The organism is Bacillus sp. D7-8, from assembly GCF_052055895.1.
GTDB lineage: Bacteria > Bacillota > Bacilli > Bacillales > Bacillaceae > Bacillus > Bacillus velezensis.
Window position 1 is genome coordinate 2886173 of record NZ_CP179922.1, and the last position, 17077, is coordinate 2903249.

Annotated in this window: 19 protein-coding genes and 1 riboswitch; of the genes, 7 read left to right on the forward strand and 12 right to left on the reverse strand. The window is 46.3% G+C overall.

The annotated features are described in order from the left end of the window. The first annotated feature begins 112 nt into the window (after positions 1 to 112). Complete coding sequence (locus tag ACKTRM_RS14045) at positions 113 to 307, forward strand: hypothetical protein (protein ID WP_003152265.1); 195 nt, start codon at positions 113 to 115, stop codon at positions 305 to 307. Positions 308 to 324: 17 nt separating this feature from the next. On the opposite strand, the gene ACKTRM_RS14050 is transcribed toward ACKTRM_RS14045, so the two are convergent. The 3 genes from ACKTRM_RS14050 to ACKTRM_RS14060 form a co-directional block, all read right to left on the reverse strand. Then, on the reverse strand, positions 325 to 1134 hold the full coding sequence (locus tag ACKTRM_RS14050; RefSeq protein ID WP_007408824.1) for a glycerophosphodiester phosphodiesterase family protein: 810 nt from the start codon (positions 1132 to 1134) through the stop codon (positions 325 to 327). Between the two features lie 108 nt (positions 1135 to 1242). Beyond that, a complete protein-coding gene (locus ACKTRM_RS14055) occupies positions 1243 to 2322 on the reverse strand; it encodes a tetraprenyl-beta-curcumene synthase family protein (RefSeq protein ID WP_041482265.1) in 1080 nt (359 codons plus the stop codon). Between the two features lie 20 nt (positions 2323 to 2342). Further along, positions 2343 to 3122, reverse strand: a complete 780-nt coding sequence (locus tag ACKTRM_RS14060; protein WP_003152261.1) for an alpha/beta hydrolase — start codon at positions 3120 to 3122, stop codon at positions 2343 to 2345. 46 nt (positions 3123 to 3168) lie between these two features. Here ACKTRM_RS14060 and ACKTRM_RS14065 point away from each other — a divergent pair, with 46 nt between their 5' ends. Further along, on the forward strand, positions 3169 to 3684 hold the full coding sequence (locus tag ACKTRM_RS14065) for a gamma carbonic anhydrase (RefSeq protein ID WP_025285156.1): 516 nt from the start codon (positions 3169 to 3171) through the stop codon (positions 3682 to 3684). 175 nt (positions 3685 to 3859) lie between these two features. On the opposite strand, the gene alaP is transcribed toward ACKTRM_RS14065, so the two are convergent. The 3 genes from alaP to metK all read right to left on the reverse strand — a co-directional run bounded on the left by alaP (position 3860) and on the right by metK (position 8712). After that, complete coding sequence (gene alaP, locus ACKTRM_RS14070) at positions 3860 to 5263, reverse strand: alanine permease AlaP (RefSeq protein ID WP_007408827.1); 1404 nt, start codon at positions 5261 to 5263, stop codon at positions 3860 to 3862. Between the two features lie 204 nt (positions 5264 to 5467). Continuing rightward, the gene (asnB, locus tag ACKTRM_RS14075) at positions 5468 to 7366 is read right to left on the reverse strand and encodes an asparagine synthase (glutamine-hydrolyzing) (RefSeq protein WP_003152255.1); all 1899 of its coding nucleotides are present in this window, start codon (positions 7364 to 7366) and stop codon (positions 5468 to 5470) included. 143 nt (positions 7367 to 7509) lie between these two features. Further along, positions 7510 to 8712, reverse strand: coding sequence for a methionine adenosyltransferase (metK, locus tag ACKTRM_RS14080; RefSeq protein ID WP_003152253.1), 1203 nt, complete (start codon positions 8710 to 8712; stop codon positions 7510 to 7512). A 169-nt stretch (positions 8713 to 8881) separates the two neighbouring features. Then, positions 8882 to 9021: riboswitch (SAM riboswitch) on the reverse strand. 197 nt (positions 9022 to 9218) lie between these two features. Here metK and pckA point away from each other — a divergent pair. After that, complete coding sequence (gene pckA, locus ACKTRM_RS14085; RefSeq protein WP_007408828.1) at positions 9219 to 10802, forward strand: phosphoenolpyruvate carboxykinase (ATP); 1584 nt, start codon at positions 9219 to 9221, stop codon at positions 10800 to 10802. A gap of 42 nt (positions 10803 to 10844) precedes the next feature. Here the strand turns inward: pckA and ACKTRM_RS14090 are convergent, their stop codons facing one another. Together ACKTRM_RS14090 and ACKTRM_RS14095 are read right to left on the reverse strand one after the other, a co-directional pair. Beyond that, positions 10845 to 11087, reverse strand: coding sequence for a DUF2584 domain-containing protein (locus ACKTRM_RS14090; RefSeq protein ID WP_003152249.1), 243 nt, complete (start codon positions 11085 to 11087; stop codon positions 10845 to 10847). Between the two features lie 57 nt (positions 11088 to 11144). After that, positions 11145 to 11918, reverse strand: a complete 774-nt coding sequence (locus ACKTRM_RS14095) for an alpha/beta hydrolase family protein (RefSeq protein WP_012118255.1) — start codon at positions 11916 to 11918, stop codon at positions 11145 to 11147. 137 nt (positions 11919 to 12055) lie between these two features. Here ACKTRM_RS14095 and ACKTRM_RS14100 point away from each other — a divergent pair, with 137 nt between their 5' ends. Genes ACKTRM_RS14100 through ACKTRM_RS14110 form a run of 3 tightly spaced genes read left to right on the forward strand, consistent with a single transcriptional unit; the run spans position 12056 to position 14641 of the window. Beyond that, on the forward strand, positions 12056 to 13060 hold the full coding sequence (locus ACKTRM_RS14100) for an ABC transporter substrate-binding protein (RefSeq protein WP_012118256.1): 1005 nt from the start codon (positions 12056 to 12058) through the stop codon (positions 13058 to 13060). 11 nt (positions 13061 to 13071) lie between these two features. Beyond that, a complete protein-coding gene (locus ACKTRM_RS14105) occupies positions 13072 to 13854 on the forward strand; it encodes an ABC transporter ATP-binding protein (RefSeq protein WP_012118257.1) in 783 nt (260 codons plus the stop codon). Further along, the gene (locus ACKTRM_RS14110; protein WP_012118258.1) at positions 13829 to 14641 is read left to right on the forward strand and encodes an ABC transporter permease; all 813 of its coding nucleotides are present in this window, start codon (positions 13829 to 13831) and stop codon (positions 14639 to 14641) included. The genes ACKTRM_RS14105 and ACKTRM_RS14110 overlap by 26 nt, the downstream gene beginning before the upstream one ends. A gap of 35 nt (positions 14642 to 14676) precedes the next feature. Here the strand turns inward: ACKTRM_RS14110 and ytkD are convergent, their stop codons facing one another. The 3 genes from ytkD to ACKTRM_RS14125 form a co-directional block, all read right to left on the reverse strand. After that, the gene (gene ytkD / locus ACKTRM_RS14115) at positions 14677 to 15156 is read right to left on the reverse strand and encodes an RNA deprotection pyrophosphohydrolase (protein WP_003152244.1); all 480 of its coding nucleotides are present in this window, start codon (positions 15154 to 15156) and stop codon (positions 14677 to 14679) included. A 132-nt stretch (positions 15157 to 15288) separates the two neighbouring features. Further along, complete coding sequence (locus ACKTRM_RS14120; protein WP_015240432.1) at positions 15289 to 15693, reverse strand: phage holin family protein; 405 nt, start codon at positions 15691 to 15693, stop codon at positions 15289 to 15291. A 151-nt stretch (positions 15694 to 15844) separates the two neighbouring features. Next, positions 15845 to 16282, reverse strand: coding sequence for a Dps family protein (locus ACKTRM_RS14125; RefSeq protein ID WP_012118260.1), 438 nt, complete (start codon positions 16280 to 16282; stop codon positions 15845 to 15847). Positions 16283 to 16406: 124 nt separating this feature from the next. Between ACKTRM_RS14125 and ytzI the strand changes: the two genes are divergently transcribed. After that, positions 16407 to 16556: a YtzI protein gene (gene ytzI / locus ACKTRM_RS14130; RefSeq protein WP_007408836.1), complete on the forward strand. Its 150-nt coding sequence runs from the start codon at positions 16407 to 16409 to the stop codon at positions 16554 to 16556. On the opposite strand, the gene ACKTRM_RS14135 is transcribed toward ytzI, so the two are convergent. Next, a complete protein-coding gene (locus ACKTRM_RS14135; protein WP_012118261.1) occupies positions 16553 to 16996 on the reverse strand; it encodes a FixH family protein in 444 nt (147 codons plus the stop codon). The genes ytzI and ACKTRM_RS14135 overlap by 4 nt on opposite strands. Positions 16997 to 17077: the final 81 nt, after the last annotated feature.

The following is a 17077-nucleotide window of genomic DNA, read 5'->3' on the forward strand; positions in this document are numbered from 1 at the left end:
CCTGACATAAGCGGGCCTTCTTTTTGTGTTTACTTTTTCTGAAAAATCAATTACTATGAAATAATGGAAAAAAGTTCATCTTTTAAGTGTAACATCTGGGAGGAGCGGCAGTTTGAATATTCTTCGCATCATATTTTCAAGTGTTCCCTATGTGATGTTCGTCATCATTTTATCAAGACATTTAGGATTTGAGTTCGCAAAAACCTATTACTGGTGGTTTGCTGCATTTTTTGTCATCGGGCTGATCGGCAAATTCGCAATGCACCTTGCGGCAAAAAAGAAACCGTTAAAAAAAGAGACAGCGTAAAATGCGCATGTCTCTTTTTATTTACTGTTTTGCAGCACGCCGCGTGTATAAGCGGGATTGTTCGTAAAGACACCATCTGCTTTTTGTTTCAGCATAATAGGCGTCAGCGTATGCTCGTCTTCCTTATCAAAAAACACGTGCACTTTCATCTTATTGTGATGAATGCGCTTCACGACTGCTTCATTTGCCAATTTGGCGTTGAGCCCGACTGTATCAGCATACGTTCTGATGGTTTGCAGCTGCTTATCATTTATCTCCTCAGCCTCGTTATCTTTTAATAATCGAACAAGAGGAACTTTTTTATCCATAGATCGAACTTTCTTTAAGCTCTTCCCGCTAAAAGACTCAATGACTGCTTTATGGCTGGAAATCAGCTTATGTTTTTGTAATATGTCAATCAGTTTCTTTTCCATCACCAGGCTGCCGTTGCTTTCTCTTGTCTCAATATAGTAATTGGCAGTTTGTCCGAATTTCTGTATGATTTCTTCTAATGTTAAAATCTTTTCTCCTTTTCCCGCATTCAGTTTCTTAATCTGAGCCAAAGACAGATCATCTGTCATCCCTTTACCATCTGTTGTCCGATCTACCGTTTTATCGTGAATTGCAATCAGATGGCCGTCCTTCGTCTCCCGTAAGTCTATCTCAATATAATCTGCTTTGTCTTTAATGGCACGCGCATAAGACAAAGCTGTATGTTCCGGCTCAATCGCAGAAGAACCCCTGTGCGCTATCAAGACAGGATGATAGCCGGCGGAAGCATGGATGACGGAGCAGCCTCCGGAAATGGAAAGTAATGCTATGACCGCTAAATACTTTAATTTTTTCATAAAATTAAAGTATCATATTCTGCAGGCGCAAACAATGTTTCATTTCATACTTCACGTCATAAATAAAACTGCGCCGTCATGATTTACACGAGAGGCGCAGTTCACCCATTACGAACTTTTCGTCCAAGCCATCTTCTGAAATTTGCGGTAGGCTCTTCCGTTGATATAAAAGAAAAATGACGTTTTTCCGCTAGCCCTGATCAGCTTTCGCGCGAGGCGGCCCATTTCTTTTTGGCCGGCGACTTTGTCATCGGATAAATAGACGCCGAGCAGCCCTCTGTTGATCAGCCGGTGAAAATTTTCATGCGGAATGCCTTGCAAATGTTCATCCGCTTTTTCAATAAAATGCTGCAGTCTCTGCATCATTTCTTCATGAGACTGATAATACGTACAGAAATTCAGATCGCCTTCAAGCAGATCCTCTTCCTGGTCAATTAAATAATCAAGCAGTATATGCAGCCCTTGTATGTACGGAAAATAACTGCTGCGGATTTTCTCAGCGGTATGTTCGTTAAAATCAGACTGGAATGAGTAAGCAACGAGACAGAAAATGCCTAACGTCGATCCGGCGCAGGCCGAGAACTCAAACCACTCCATTTCCGGAAGCTGTGACCGGTACTGCTCAAACCAGCCTTTAAGCCTCGGAACGCGTTCATGCTCAACGACATGCTTATGAACCTGAAGGTCGCAATAATAATCACACAGCTCAAGCAAATAAGGTTTAATGATACCGTAATGTTCTATTGACCCGAGCACCCGCTGGCATGTTCTGACCAGCTCATGAAGATAACCGCCGTCATCCTGCTCGTCTCTGTACTGATAGTACGGCCGCACCTCGGCGCCGACCGTCAGCGCGTCACGCATGGAGAGATGAAGCATGCGGAAGTCCTCGGGATCAAGCGAGGTGCTGCGGTCGCACAGATTGTCCAGATAATCACTGATTGTCTGATACGCGATGATAAATTGCACGCATTTCTGTTTCTGCTCTCCCGAAAGCAGGGCTAAAATGCCGCCGCCTTCACAATGAAACGATTTATCGCGGATACTTGCGGCCGCCTGCTGCCGCAGTTCGGTATTTTTAATGGAATCTGATTTTTCCCGCCACATGTTCAATTCCTGATGAACGAGCGGAAAAATTTCCCGATACACTTTTGCCATAAGGTTAAAAGGATGTTCCGGTACTGTCAACATATGCACCCCCAGCGAATTCAAATATACTGATCTGTAAAGGCTTTTGCCGCCTTAAACACAGTTTCTCTTTCCGGTTCATTAAAAATTTCATGATAAAGCCCTTCCCATTCCCGGTACGATTTATTATGGGAAGCCACACCGGAAAACCATTTGCGGACCTTCATTTTATCGACGATTTTGTCATCTCCGCCCTGCATAAGCAAAAGCGGCACCTTTAAAAACGCATCAGTCGGCACCATAGCGGCATCAATGGTTTTTAAAAGCTCTCTGTACCATCTTACGGATACCTTCGTGACATATAAAGAATCGTTTTGATCCGCTTCAATCATATCCGCATTCCTCGTTGCCATATCAGGTGATAAGCCGGAATCCACTCTGAGGGACGGAGCGAGGACGTTCAGTCCTTTAGACGCAAAATCAAGGACTTTATTGACTTTTATTTGCAGACCCAGACAAGGTGATGATAAAATGAGTGCCGTAATGCGGGGATTTCTCTGCTGCTTAAACCATTCTATCGCAATCAGTCCGCCCATGCTGTGGCCCAAAAGGAAAACGGGCGCTTCAAGCGTTCTCGCTTTATCAATCCATATATCTACTTCATCAATGTATTCTTGGAAAGAGCGAATATGCCCTCTGGCGCGGGTCGACGTTCCCTGACCGGGCAAATCGCCCATCACCACGTTATATCCGGAAGATCTCCACATTTCAACGAGCCATTTATAACGTCCGTGGTATTCGCTTGCCCCGTGGATAATGACAATGGTACCGACGGGCCTGTCTGCTTTCCAAGTCCACATGCAGTTCACCTCTTACATAAATTTAGAGAAAGAAGGATGAGACATGATAATCTACCCTTATAAACAATTTACGCCTGACATACATCCTGAAGCGTTCATTGCGGATAACGCCGTCATTACGGGCGACGTCGTGATCGGAGAACAATCAAGCATTTGGTTCTCAGCCGTCATCCGGGGGGATGTTGCGCCGACAAGGATCGGAAAAAGAGTCAGCATACAAGACTTGAGCTGTCTGCATCAAAGTCCGAACCGCCCGCTTCTTATTGAAGATGACGTCACGATCGGCCATCAGGTTACACTGCACAGCGCAATCATCAAAAAGAATGCTTTAATCGGTATGGGCTCCGTCATTCTGGACGGGGCGGAAATCGGAGAAGGCGCGTTTATCGGCGCCGGAAGTCTCGTTCCTCCGGGCAAAACCATTCCTCCCGGCTGTCTTGCGTTCGGCCGGCCCGCAAAGGTTATCCGCCGGCTGACAGAAGAAGACATACGGGACATGGAAAGAATCAGAACGGAATATGTTGAAAAAGGCCGATACTATAAAACACTGCAAGAGAAATAAAAAAGATCAGCTTTGTTTTATTACTGTACCATTTTTCAAAATATTATTTAAGTAAAAACCATTTGCATTCTCCCGATTGTCAGGAAACAGAAGCAAAATGTTCAGGAATTTGTTTTATTCTTTCCCCGCCGGCCCGATCCTATGAAAAAAAGAGCCCATGTCCCGGGCTCTTTTTTTACGCTTTTTCGGCGAATGTCTGTCCGTTTTCCAGACCTATGTCTTTTCTTTTATGGAAACCTTTCCCGTAATAGGCGGCTAATAATATGCCGAACCAGACAGGCCCGATGATGACGGCCACCCGGGTCTCTGCATTAAAAGCCATCAGCACAACGACAAAAGCGAGAAATGCCAATGAGATATATGAGGAAAAGGGATATAAAGGCATTTTATATTTCAGTTTTTTCCGTTGTTCCGGCTGTAAGCTTTTACGATATTTCATTTGGGAAAGCAAAATAATCGACCATGTCCAAATCGCCCCGAACGTCGCAATGCTCGTCACCCACGTAAACACTTTCGCCGGCACCACGTAGTTCAGCAAAACGCCGATGCATAACGCGCCCGCTGAAACCAATACCGCTTTTCCCGGCACACCGCCTTTTGTGACCGTACCGTATGCTTTAGGCGCTTCATTTTGTTCCGCCAGATTGAACAGCATGCGCCCCGTGCTGAAGATCCCGCTGTTGCAGGAAGAAAGGGCCGCCGTCAATACGACAAAATTAATGATTCCGGCTGCAGCAGGTATTCCGATTTTTTCAAATGTCAAAACAAACGGGCTTCCGCCTGAACCGATTTCCTGCCACGGATAAATTGACATAATGACAAACAAAGCTCCGACGTAAAAAATGAGAATGCGCCAAAAAACAGTATCTATGGCACGCGCCAGTGATTTTTCAGGATTTTTGACCTCACCGGCTGTGACACCGATCAGCTCAATCCCGAGATAGGCAAACATGACCATTTGAAGCGACAGCAGCACCCCTTTAATCCCATTCGGGAAAAAGCCGCCGTGGCTCCATAAATTGCTGATTCCGAGCGCAACGCCTCCGTTTCCGAGACCGAATACGATCATCACCAGACCGATCGCAATCATTGACAGAATCGCCAAGACTTTAATGAGCGCAAACCAGAATTCAAGCTCACCGTACGCTTTGACCGCCAGAAAGTTGACAGCCGTCATAATGACGAGTGCACAAAGCGCCCAGATCCATGACGGCACGTCAGGGAACCAGTAGCCCATATAAATGCCGACCGCGGTGATTTCCGCCATGCAGGTAACAACCCATAAAAACCAATAATTCCAGCCTGTTAAAAACCCGGCAAGCGGACCGAGGTAATCTCTGGCATACCGGCTGAATGAGCCGGCTACAGGCTTTTGAATCGCCATTTCCCCTAATGCCCGCATAATAAAAAACATAATCAGCCCGCTGCAGGCGTAAGCGGCTAAAATCCCCGGCCCGGCAAGCTTTATGGCAGAAGCCGACCCGAGAAACAGCCCGACTCCTATCGCGGCGCCCAACGACATAAGCGAGATATGCCGCTCTTCCAAGCCGCGGTGAAGCGTTTTTTCTTTGTTTTGCATAACTCTCCCTCCCCCTGATTTTGACAAAGAAACAACAAACCGAGACGAAATAGCCAGAAAACACTTTCCGGAATCTACCCGATTAGTCCTATTATAACCTTTTTCTGAATATTGCGTAATACTTTGTCGAAAACAGAGCGGAATAGACGGTTTACAAAAAAACAATAGAAAAAAGGCTTTCGATAACATCGAAAGCCTTTTGGATTAAACGAAAATGACTTCTTTCGGCTGATGATTCAGCTCTTCCGGCACCAGTCTTTTTTCAACATTGATGCTGTGCCAGATCATAAAGATCAGCACGGTCCAGATTTTGCGGCTGTTGTCCGCTCTGTCGGCACAATGATCTTCCAGAAGCTGAAGGACATAATCCTTTTCAATATAAGCATCTGTTTCACTTTCACGAATGATGTTGCGAACCCATTCGTTCATTTCATTTTTCAGCCAGTGGCGGATCGGCACAGGGAAGCCGAGCTTTTTGCGGTTAAGCACATGATCAGGCACTACCCCTTCAGCAGCTTTGCGCAGAAGGTATTTCGTCGTGCCGTTTTTCGTTTTCAGTTCATCCGGAATTTTAGAAGCCACGTCAAACACAACTTTATCAAGGAACGGCACGCGCAGTTCCAATGAGTTGGCCATCGTCATTTTGTCAGCCTTTAACAGGATGTCGCCGCGCATCCACGTATGGATGTCAACATACTGCATTTTATTAATGTCGCTGTATGAACGGCTTTCCGTAAAGTACGGCTTCGTGACATCACGGTATGAAAGCTCTGGATTGTAATGTTTGAGCAGCTGCTTTTTCACGGGCTCTTCAAAAATCTTCGCATTACCGATATAGCGCTCCTCAAGCGGTGTGCAGCCGCGGACTAAGAGGCTTTTCCCTCTCATTCCTTCAGGCATGACGGACGCCACATGAAGAAGCATTTTTTTCAGACCGGACGGAATGCGTTCAAACGGTTTAAGCGAAAGCGGTTCGCGGTAAATATTGTACCCGCCGAACAGCTCGTCCGCGCCTTCCCCGGATAACGCGACCGTTACATGTTTTTTCGCTTCTTTCGCGACAAAGTACAAAGGAATCGCCGCCGGATCTGCAAGCGGGTCATCAAAGTGCCAGACGATTTTCGGAAGCTCGTTCATATACTCCTCAGGAGAAATGACTTTGCTGATGTTTTCAATCCCGAGCGCGGCAGCCGTTTCCTTCGCTACGTCAACCTCACTGAAGCCCTGCTGCTCAAAACCGACGGAAAATGTTTTAAGGCTCGGGTGAAATTCTTTCGCAACTGAGACGATAAAAGAAGAGTCGATACCGCCGGATAGAAACGAACCGACAGGCACGTCACTTCTCATGTGAACTTTGACAGAGTCAAAGATTGCGTCTCTGACTTCTTTCACCAATTTATCTTCATCAGACTGAACAGGCTTAAAGTTCGCTTTGAAATATGTTTTAAACGCGATATCGCCTTCCGGGCGGATCGTAAACTGGCTGCCCGGCTCGACTTTTTTCACTTCAGCGTCAAGCGTGCTCGGTTCAGGAACGAATTGGAAAGACATATATTGCTGTAAAGAAGCTGTATCAAGATCAATGCCGTTTTGAGCGGCCATTAAACTTTTTCTTTCAGATGCAAAATATACTTTGTCCCCGATGGTTGTGTAATACAGCGGTTTAATGCCGAACGGGTCTCTCGCGCCGTACATGACGCGGTCAGCTTTGTTCCAGATTAAAAACGCAAACATTCCGCGAAGCTTTGAAGCAGCTTCTTCTTTATAATGACGGTATGTCGCAAGGAGCACTTCGGTATCGGAATCTGTATTGAAAGTGTAGCCTTTGGCTTCAAGCTCTTCTCTCAATTCAATGTAGTTATAGATTTCGCCGTTAAAAATGATCCAATATTTTTCGTCTTCATATGATAAAGGCTGTCCGCCGTTTTCTACGTCAATAATACTGAGCCGTCTGAAGCCGAATCCGACGTGCTCGTCATGATAATACCCATCGCTGTCAGGACCGCGGTGAACGATCATTTGGTTCATTTGTTTGATTAGCTCTTCTTGATCTGCGGTTTGAGTTAATGGATGCTTATTAAAAACACCGACAAATCCACACATAGTATAGCCTCCATAAGTGTAATTTTCTAATTGGACCCCCTTTTTATAGACGCTTTGTTACGCCATTGGTTTCACGCTATGTAAAAAATAAGCATGGCAGCATCTACAAAAAGGGAAAGCCGCTTAAGTAAGCGGCTATAAAATTATTCTCCTAGTGCTTCTTTGCGAAGCGCATCCGCCTTGTCAGTACGCTCCCAAGGAAGATCCACATCATGACGTCCGAAGTGGCCGTAAGCAGCTGTCTGCTTATAGATCGGGCGGCGCAAATCAAGCATTTTAATAATGCCGGCAGGTCTCAGGTCGAAGTTATTCCGTACGACTTCGATCAGTTTTTCTTCAGAAGCTTTTCCTGTATCAAATGTATTGATGGAAATAGAAACAGGCTGTGCCACGCCGATTGCGTATGCAAGCTGCACTTCACAAGAATCAGCAAGACCTGCTGCCACGATGTTTTTCGCTACGTATCTCGCAGCGTATGCCGCAGAACGGTCTACCTTCGTCGCATCCTTACCGGAGAATGCGCCGCCGCCGTGGCGTGCATATCCGCCGTATGTGTCAACGATGATTTTACGGCCGGTCAGACCCGCATCACCTTGAGGTCCGCCGATTACGAAACGTCCCGTAGGGTTGATGAAGTATTTTGTTTCTTCATCGATCAGTTCCTCAGGCACGACAGGGTTAATGACATGCTCTTTCAGATTGCGCTGAATCTGCTCAAGCGTAATTTCCGGGTGGTGCTGAGTTGAAATGACGATCGCGTCGATGCGGACCGGCTTGTTGTTTTCATCATATTCAACGGTAACTTGCGTTTTGCCGTCAGGGCGAAGGTACGGAAGAATGTCTTCTTTGCGGACTTCGCTCAAACGGCGGGCTAATTTATGCGCCAAAGAGATCGGAAGCGGCATAAGCTCTTTCGTTTCGTTACACGCATAACCGAACATCAGGCCTTGGTCTCCCGCTCCGATTGCTTCGATTTCAGCATCGCTCATTGTGCCTTCACGCGCTTCAAGAGCCTGATCGACACCCATTGCGATATCCGCAGACTGTTCATCAATTGATGTTAAAACAGCGCAAGTCTCCGCATCAAATCCATATTTGGCGCGTGTGTAGCCGATTTCTTTAATCGTTTCACGGACTGTTTTCGGAATGTCAACGTATGTTGATGTCGTAATCTCTCCGCTTACCAGCACAAGTCCTGTCGTTACAGATGTTTCGCAGGCCACGCGCGCGTTCGGGTCATTTTTTAAAATCTCATCTAAGATACTGTCAGAAATTTGGTCACAGATTTTGTCCGGATGACCCTCAGTAACAGATTCAGATGTAAATAGTCGACGGTTTTTACTCATTCACTTTTCCTCCTGAAAAAAGATCTTTTGCAAGACCTTTTCATATGATACGGAACTCGCTCCCTCTTAATACAATGTCATACTATATCAGAGAATGTTAATTGGCATATTTTATGAAATAAAAAAACCTTTTCCACTCGAGGAAAGGGTTTGGTCTGTGTGCCTTTCACTCTTATCGCTCAAGGAAAATATTAAACCTTGCATCAGGTTAGCACCTTGGTTTCCCACAGTGTTTTCACCTGCTTTTTTACAGAGAAACCGGTTGCTGGGCTTCATCGGGCCTGTCCCTCCGCCAGCTCGGGATAAGAGTATCCGCTCAATGAAATATCTTATCGTAAAAGGGCGGAAAGTGTCAATATGAATTAAAGCGATTACGCGCCTTTATTTCGGGAAGCAATGGAAAAACACAAACAAAAAACCGCAAATAGTATAGACTATTTTCAGATATATGTTATACTAATTCCACATTCAGCGAAATACAAATAAACCGACAAAGGAAGGTTTTTATGAAATTAGTTGATTTAACCGCAGATCTTCAAGCATTACTTGCAAGTCCGAATGTGCATCATAATTTATCGGCTCCAAAACTTACCGAAAAAGTGATCAGCCGAAATGAAGGAACGCTGACATCAACGGGCGCCGTACGCGCCACCACCGGCGCATATACAGGCCGGTCACCTAAAGATAAATTTATCGTCCGTGAACAAAGCACAGAAAATCAAATTGATTGGGGTGCGGTGAATCAGCCCATTTCTGAAGAGGCGTTTGAAAAGCTGTACGCCAAAGTCGTCAGCTACTTAAAACAGCGGGATGAACTGTTTGTTTTTGAAGGATTCGCGGGAGCGGATGAAAAATACAGACTCCCGATTACGGTCGTAAATGAATTTGCGTGGCACAATTTATTCGCGCGCCAGCTGTTTATCAGACCGGAGACGGATGAAAGAGACACGCAAGCGCAGCCTTTCACCATTCTCTCAGCTCCGCATTTTAAAGCAGATCCGGAGACGGACGGCACGCATTCGGAAACATTTATCATTGTCTCTTTCGAAAAGCGCGTCATTTTAATCGGCGGCACCGAATACGCCGGAGAAATGAAAAAATCAATATTCTCCATTATGAACTTCCTGCTTCCGCAGCAGGATATACTGCCGATGCACTGCTCAGCCAATGTCGGTGAAAAAGGCGATGTCGCCCTGTTTTTCGGCCTTTCCGGCACAGGGAAAACGACGCTTTCAGCCGATGCGGACCGCAAACTGATCGGCGATGACGAGCACGGCTGGTCAGATTCCGGCGTTTTCAACATTGAAGGCGGATGTTACGCTAAATGTATCAATCTGAGCGAGGAAAAAGAACCGCAGATTTTTCGTGCGATCCGCTTCGGGTCTGTTCTTGAGAATGTCGTGCTTGATGAAAAAACGGGTGAAGCGGATTACGACAATTCCTTCTACACGGAAAACACAAGAGCCGCATATCCGATTGAGATGATCGGCAATATCGTGCAGCCGAGCATTGCCGGCCATCCGCAGGCGATCGTCTTTTTAACGGCGGACGCCTTCGGTGTGCTCCCTCCGATCAGCAAACTGACGAAGGAACAGGCGATGTATCACTTCTTAAGCGGGTACACCAGTAAACTCGCGGGAACCGAGCGCGGCGTGACATCTCCGCAAACGACTTTCTCCACGTGCTTCGGTTCACCGTTCCTTCCGCTTCCGGCGCATGTATATGCCGAAATGCTCGGGCATAAAATCGACGAACACGGCGTTCAAGTCTTCCTGGTCAACACAGGCTGGACCGGCGGAGGGTACGGAGTCGGAGAACGGATGAAACTTTCGTATACAAGAGCGATGGTCAAGGCCGCTATTGAAGGCAGACTGAACCAGACTGACATGACGGCAGACAGCATTTTCGGCCTGCGCAGTCCCGTTCATGTTCCGGGCGTTCCGGATGAAGTTCTTCAGCCTGAAAACACATGGAGCGATAAACAAGCATACAACGAAAAAGCGCTGTTTTTAGCCAATGAGTTTAAAGAAAACTTTAAAAAGTTTTCCCATGCGGACTCGATTGCCAAAGCCGGCGGACCTCTCGTGTAATCAAAAAAGCCAAGGGCGTTTATGCCCTTGGCTTTTGTTTTTTCAGTTTGTCGAATGGAGCGACGTGAGTCTGTATGTAATGCTTGTCCGGCCGTTCGCCCATTCGAGCTTTTGGACCTCGCCGGTGCCGGATTTCTCGCCGGTTTTCGTTTTGCGCACGTCCATCGGAATATCAAGAGGATAGACGCGGTAGCCCTCTTTCTCCAATAAAAAGATATTTTCCTCTATCCGTTTTTCATTGCCTTTTGTCACAATCATGGTATTAAATTCAACAGGCATTCCCAAAATGAAAATCCCCTTTCATTCTCTTATTCTTTATTATCATATCATAAATCAGGCATCTTACCGTGTCTTCATCCATTCCGCCAGCCGCCGGACAATGCGTCTGTTTTCCTGCGGCGGAAAATAATGCGTAAAACCGCTGTAATACCAAGTTTCCACCGGTTTCCCCGCCTCTTTCAGCTTGTCCTCGATCATTCGGGCGTGTTCGATCGAAACATTCTCATCATTCTCTCCATGGATGAGTAGCACAGGGGCCTGAATGCGGTCTGCGTTTTCAAACGGCGAACGCCATCTGTATTCATCCGGCACCTTTTTCGGCGTGCCTCCGATCACCCGCTTCATCATCCGCCGCATATCCTTCCGCTCTTCATAAGTAAGCACCATATCGCTCACACCGCCCCATGATACGAGCGAAGCCGCTTGATGCCCCATTTCAATCGCGGTCAAAAGCCCCATGATTCCGCCCCGGGAAAAACCGAAAATATGCACCCGCCCTTCTCTGACGTTCGGTTGCTCCCGAAGCAGGCGGAAAGCGGAAAACGCGTCCTCTCTGTCCTCTCCCGCAAAATCTTCATTTCCCTCGCCGCCCTGGTTGCCTCTGTAATAGGGCGCAAACACGACAAAGCCTTGGGAAGCGAATTGAACGATTCTTCCGGGGCGTACCATGCCGACATTTTTTATGCCGCCGCGCAAATATAAAAAACCGTCATATGTTCCCGGCGCCGCAGGCTCGGCAAGAAGCCCCTTTACCTTCAGCCCTTCTGACTCATAGCATACCTCAAAGAGGCGGATATGCGGACTCGGAGACGGGAACCTTTTCTTTTCTACCAGCAAAACAATGGCCTCCTTATATCATCAGTTTTTTTATTCTTTCCCAACGTGAATATGGGCACTCACACATTTTTTATACCCATCATACGATATGTAAAGCAGAAAAGGTTATTTAACGCTTAAAACAAGGAGGTTACACCGTGAACAAATGGCTCAAAACGGGCTGCGTTTTTGTCATATCCGCCTTTTTCCTGCTCATTCTTCCGGCTTGCAGACAGGAAGAAAGTCTGACAAAGGTAAAGGTGGCGGAAGTCACACACTCCATCTTCTATACGCCTCTGTATGTCGCTGAAGCAAAAGGTTTCTTTAAAAAAGAAGGGCTCCAAGTGTCACTTCAAACAACATGGGGCGGAGACAAAACAATGACATCGCTTTTGTCAAACGGGTCAGACATCGCGCTGGTCGGTTCTGAAACATCCATTTACGTGGAGGCGCAGGGAGCAAAAGATCCGGTCATCAACTTCGCGCAGCTGACGCAGACGGACGGCACATTTCTCGTGTCACGGAAGGATGAGAAATCATTCAAATGGAGCGATTTAAAAGGAAAAACATTTCTCGGCCAGCGAAAAGGCGGCATGCCCCAAATGGCCGGTGAGTACGTCCTGAAAAAGAATCACATAGAGCCGAAAAAAGACATTAACCTCGTTCAAAACATTGATTTCGCCAATATTTCCAACGCATTCGCATCCGGAACGGGTGATTATGTGCAGCTGTTTGAACCGACGGCATCCCAATTTGAAAAAGAAGGCATCGGCCATATCGTCGCATCCTTCGGAGAAGCTTCCGGCCAAATGCCATACACAACCTTTATGGCAAAAGAAAGTTATTTGAAAACCAATGAAAAGACGGCGGAAAAATTCACCCGCGCCATCTATCGCGCCCAGCAATGGGTGGAAAGCCATCCGGCCAAAGACATCGCAAAAACGATTCAGAAGGAATTTGCCGATACCGATCCGGCTATTATCGAAACATCAATAGAGCGCTATAAAAAACAAAAGTCATTCTCTGCAGACCCAGTTCTGCAAAAGGATGAATGGGAACAGCTTCAATCTATTATGGATGAAGCCGGAGAGCTCCCGAAACACATTCCGTACAGCAAACTCGTCAACACAAAAATCGCCAAAAAAGTCACCTCAGAACAATAGGAGGAACATGAATGTCTTTTTTACATGTGGATCATGTAACACATACTTATTTCTCGCTGAAAGAAAAGACAACCGCCGTGAAAGATATACATTTTCAGATTGAAAAAGGGGATTTCATCTCCTTTCTCGGGCCGAGCGGATGCGGAAAAACAACACTCCTGTCCATTCTGGCCGGCCTTATTACTCCTGCGCAAGGCCGGGTGCTGATTGAAGGAAGCGTGCCGAACCATAAAGAACACCAAATCGGTTATATGCTTCAGCAGGATTATTTATTTCCTTGGAAATCAATTGAGGAAAACGTGCTGCTCGGTTTACACATTTCAAAAACATTAACAGAAGAAAAAAGAGCTGAAGTTCTCAGCCTTCTGCCTAAGCTCGGATTAATCGGCGTTGAAAAGAAATACCCGAAAGAGCTGTCAGGCGGGATGCGGCAGCGGGCGGCACTTGTCAGAACTCTTGCGCCGGACCCGGGACTGCTGCTCCTTGATGAACCGTTTTCCGCGCTGGACTTTCAAACGAAGCTTTCTTTGGAAAACCTTGTCTTCAGAACATTAAAGGATTTTCAAAAAACCGCCGTGCTCGTCACCCACGATATCGGTGAAGCCATCGCCATGAGCGATACAATCTATTTATTTTCGAATCAGCCGGGCGCCATCCACCAAATATTCACCGTGCCCAAGGAGCTCGCGGCTTTAGATCCGTTTGACGCGCGTCAGGATCCGGCCTTTCAGCCGCTGTTTCAAACCATATGGAAGGAGCTGAATTCCCTTGAAAAACAGCAGCGGCACGATTGAACAGCTTCATCAGCAGTTTAAGAAAAGACACCAAAAAGAAAAGCTCCGGATCCGTGCGTATCAGGCCGCCATTTTTATCGTATTTTTTGCCGGATGGGAAATATCGAGCAGGGCGGGCTGGATCGATCCGTTAATCTTCAGCTCACCCTCCGCCGTTTGCAGGCTTTTAGTTGAAAAGATTGCGGACGGATCCCTTGCGGCGCACATCGGCGTAACCTTAGGAGAAACCGTTCTCGGCTTTTTGTTCGGCACGCTTCTCGGCACATGCCTCGCCGCTCTGTTATGGTGGTCAAACAGGCTAGCCCGGGTTTTAGACCCGTACCTCGTCATTTTAAACGCGATGCCGAAGGTCGCACTCGGACCGATTCTCATCGTGGCACTCGGACCGAATTTCACAAGCATTGTCGCCATGGGAGCAGTCATCAGTGTCATTATCACGACAATCGTCGTCTTTACGGCTTTTCAGGAAGTGGATGAAAACTATATTAAGGTGATGAAAACCTTCGGAGCGAAAAGAAGCATCATGTTTAAAGAAGTCATTCTGCCGGCGTGCGCCCCCGCGATTATTTCCGCGCTTAAAGTAAACGTCGGTTTATCCTGGGTCGGTGTGATCGTCGGCGAGTTTCTCGTTTCCGAAAAAGGTCTGGGCTACATGATCATTTACGGATTCCAGGTCTTCAATTTCACTCTTGTGTTCTTAAGCCTTCTGATCATCGCGATTTTTGCGACATTGATGTATCAGGGAGTCGAACTGTTAGAAAGAAAATGGACGAAAGGAAAAATATAAAAAAGACCCGTGCGTCAGCGCCGGGTCTCCGTTTTTTATGATTGAAATACGCCGTCCTCTTTCAGCTTTTTCAGGCTGATCGGAAGCACCGAATCTTTCATAATGAAACTGAATTTTTTATTTCGCGGGAGATTCTCCGGCAGTTCGCTGAACAGCACCGGCCCCTTTGTTTCAAAATAATCAGCCTGTTTTTCAAGCTTTTCAATATCGGCAAAATAAATATTCTTTACGATTACCTTTTCCCTGCCGAGAACTTTATACTGTCCGACGTACTTCAGATGTCTTACCGCGGCACCGGTTTCTTCTTTCACCTCGCGCAGGGCCGCTTCCTCCGCACATTCCATCGGCTCCACTTTTCCGCCCGGAAATTCAAACCCCCGGTCTTCGTGCTCAGTCAAAAGCCACTTATCTCCGTATCGGCATATGACCCATACGTGCTTCGGGCTGTCTGAAAAAGGCTGGTGTTCAAAGGAGAGCTGAACAGTGTTCTGATAATAGTCTTTAAACTCGTACATGTTTATCCCTCTAATCCGTTCCTTCATATCTTCCATACATCATACCACAGTTGCGTTTGTTCGGAAGCCCTTTATCAAAAATTCAGAGGAAAACCATCATACCCGCTAGTATAGCCTCCTTTGAAGCAAATGTTACGGTTTGCGCTTGAATTTATTTTTCAAAGTATCCAATAGGTCGACGAGCACCTGCGGAACCGGTATGCCCAGCGAGCTTGCCGTAATCACGATCTGAACCGATTCGTATAAGATATAAAACATGATAGCCAAATTACGGATGGCACCTTCGGTATGAAGCAGCTGGTCAAAAAAATGGCAAACTGAGACTAATGCCAGGGTCACGATTTTTTTGACCAGCCGCGCAAAAAGCTTTCTTGCGCTCAGCTGCTGCAAAAGAGATTCTTTTAAGCTTGTACTGATAAACTCAATCGCCATGACCGATAGCAAAATCAGAAACGAATACTGAAAACCTCCGAAGAAAAACCCCGCTGCCGACATGATCACTGCAAAAAACGAAAAGATGCCAAAGTCTTTGCCCACTTGATCCAACATCCTTTCACAGAAACGGCCTTACATTATTCTATGAAAAGTGAATGGAACGGACTGGATTTTTCAGAAAAATGGACAACACCTCTCTTCGGCAGCCAAATAAAAGACCGAGTGCTTTATAGCCCCGGTCTTCCCTTGTTGATTATCCCAAATACGCTTTCAGCATCCAGTTATGTTTTTCGATATTCTGGTGAATGGCAAGCAGCATATCACCGGTCGTTTCGTCTCCTACCTCATCTGCGAGATCCATGCCGCTTTTCAGCTCTTCCGCAATGACAGTGAAATCATCATAAATGTTCTGTACCATTTGTTCTGCGCTCTCATTGCCTTCCGCTTCTTTTACAGACGCGATCTTCAATGATTCCGTCATTGTGCCGATCGGCTTGCCGTTTAATGCCAGCAGACGTTCTGCCAGATCATCAATATATGTAGCCGTTTCGTTATACAGCTCCTCGAACTTTTCATGCAATGTGAAAAAGTCCTTCCCTTTGACGTACCAATGATAGTTATGTAATTTCACATACATGACCGTCCAGTTTGCAACTTGCTTATTGACTGCGTCCAATAGTTTTTCTGACATGCCTATCTTCCTCCTTTGGTTTACTATTGATATACCCTATATATCGTGTGTTAAAACATAAATTTTTAGCCCTTGATTTTACGGATGGAAAATATGTTATGATTTGTTAAAAAGGAGGGATTTCATGCTGCTTCTTCTGAGCTTCGGCTTTCTTATCGTGCTCGCCGTGCTGCTTTTATCCATCTGGTCGACTGTAAGAGCTTATAATGTAAAACATACGATTGACCCGCCGGAGGACGCATCAAAAGGCTTGACGGATAAAAAAAATCCTTAATGATGATGCGTCTGTTCCTCATGGCCGGAGGAATCATCGGCAGCTTCAGCATCTCCGACACGCACTTTTACAGTCGGCATATTATGCTGCTGTTTTGCCGTTACGTGGGATTGAACGGTATACACACCCTCTTCATCAAATTCAGTCCGCAGGTGATACGCCCCTTTTTCCTCCTTGGCCTTGCTTGTTTTGCTGCTGCCTTTTTTTCCTTCTTTCCATACTTCAAACATGACTTCATCCGCATCCGTGACACGCTTGCCGCCGTAAAAAACTTCCGCCTTGTATTCCGCTTTTTCATGCGGTGCTGCCGTTTCCGGTCCTGTAAGCTTGACCTCAAGCGCTTTAGGCTCTTCATCCGCGGAGGTTTTGTCCGAATTGCCCCCGCAGGAAGATAATAGAAATAGCATACCGCACATACCTGCCAATACAGCCCGTTTCATCCCATCACTCCTTCATGTTTGCTTCTATTTTAGCAAACGCTTACACATAAGGTGTGACATTTTTTAGAAATATGTAAAAAA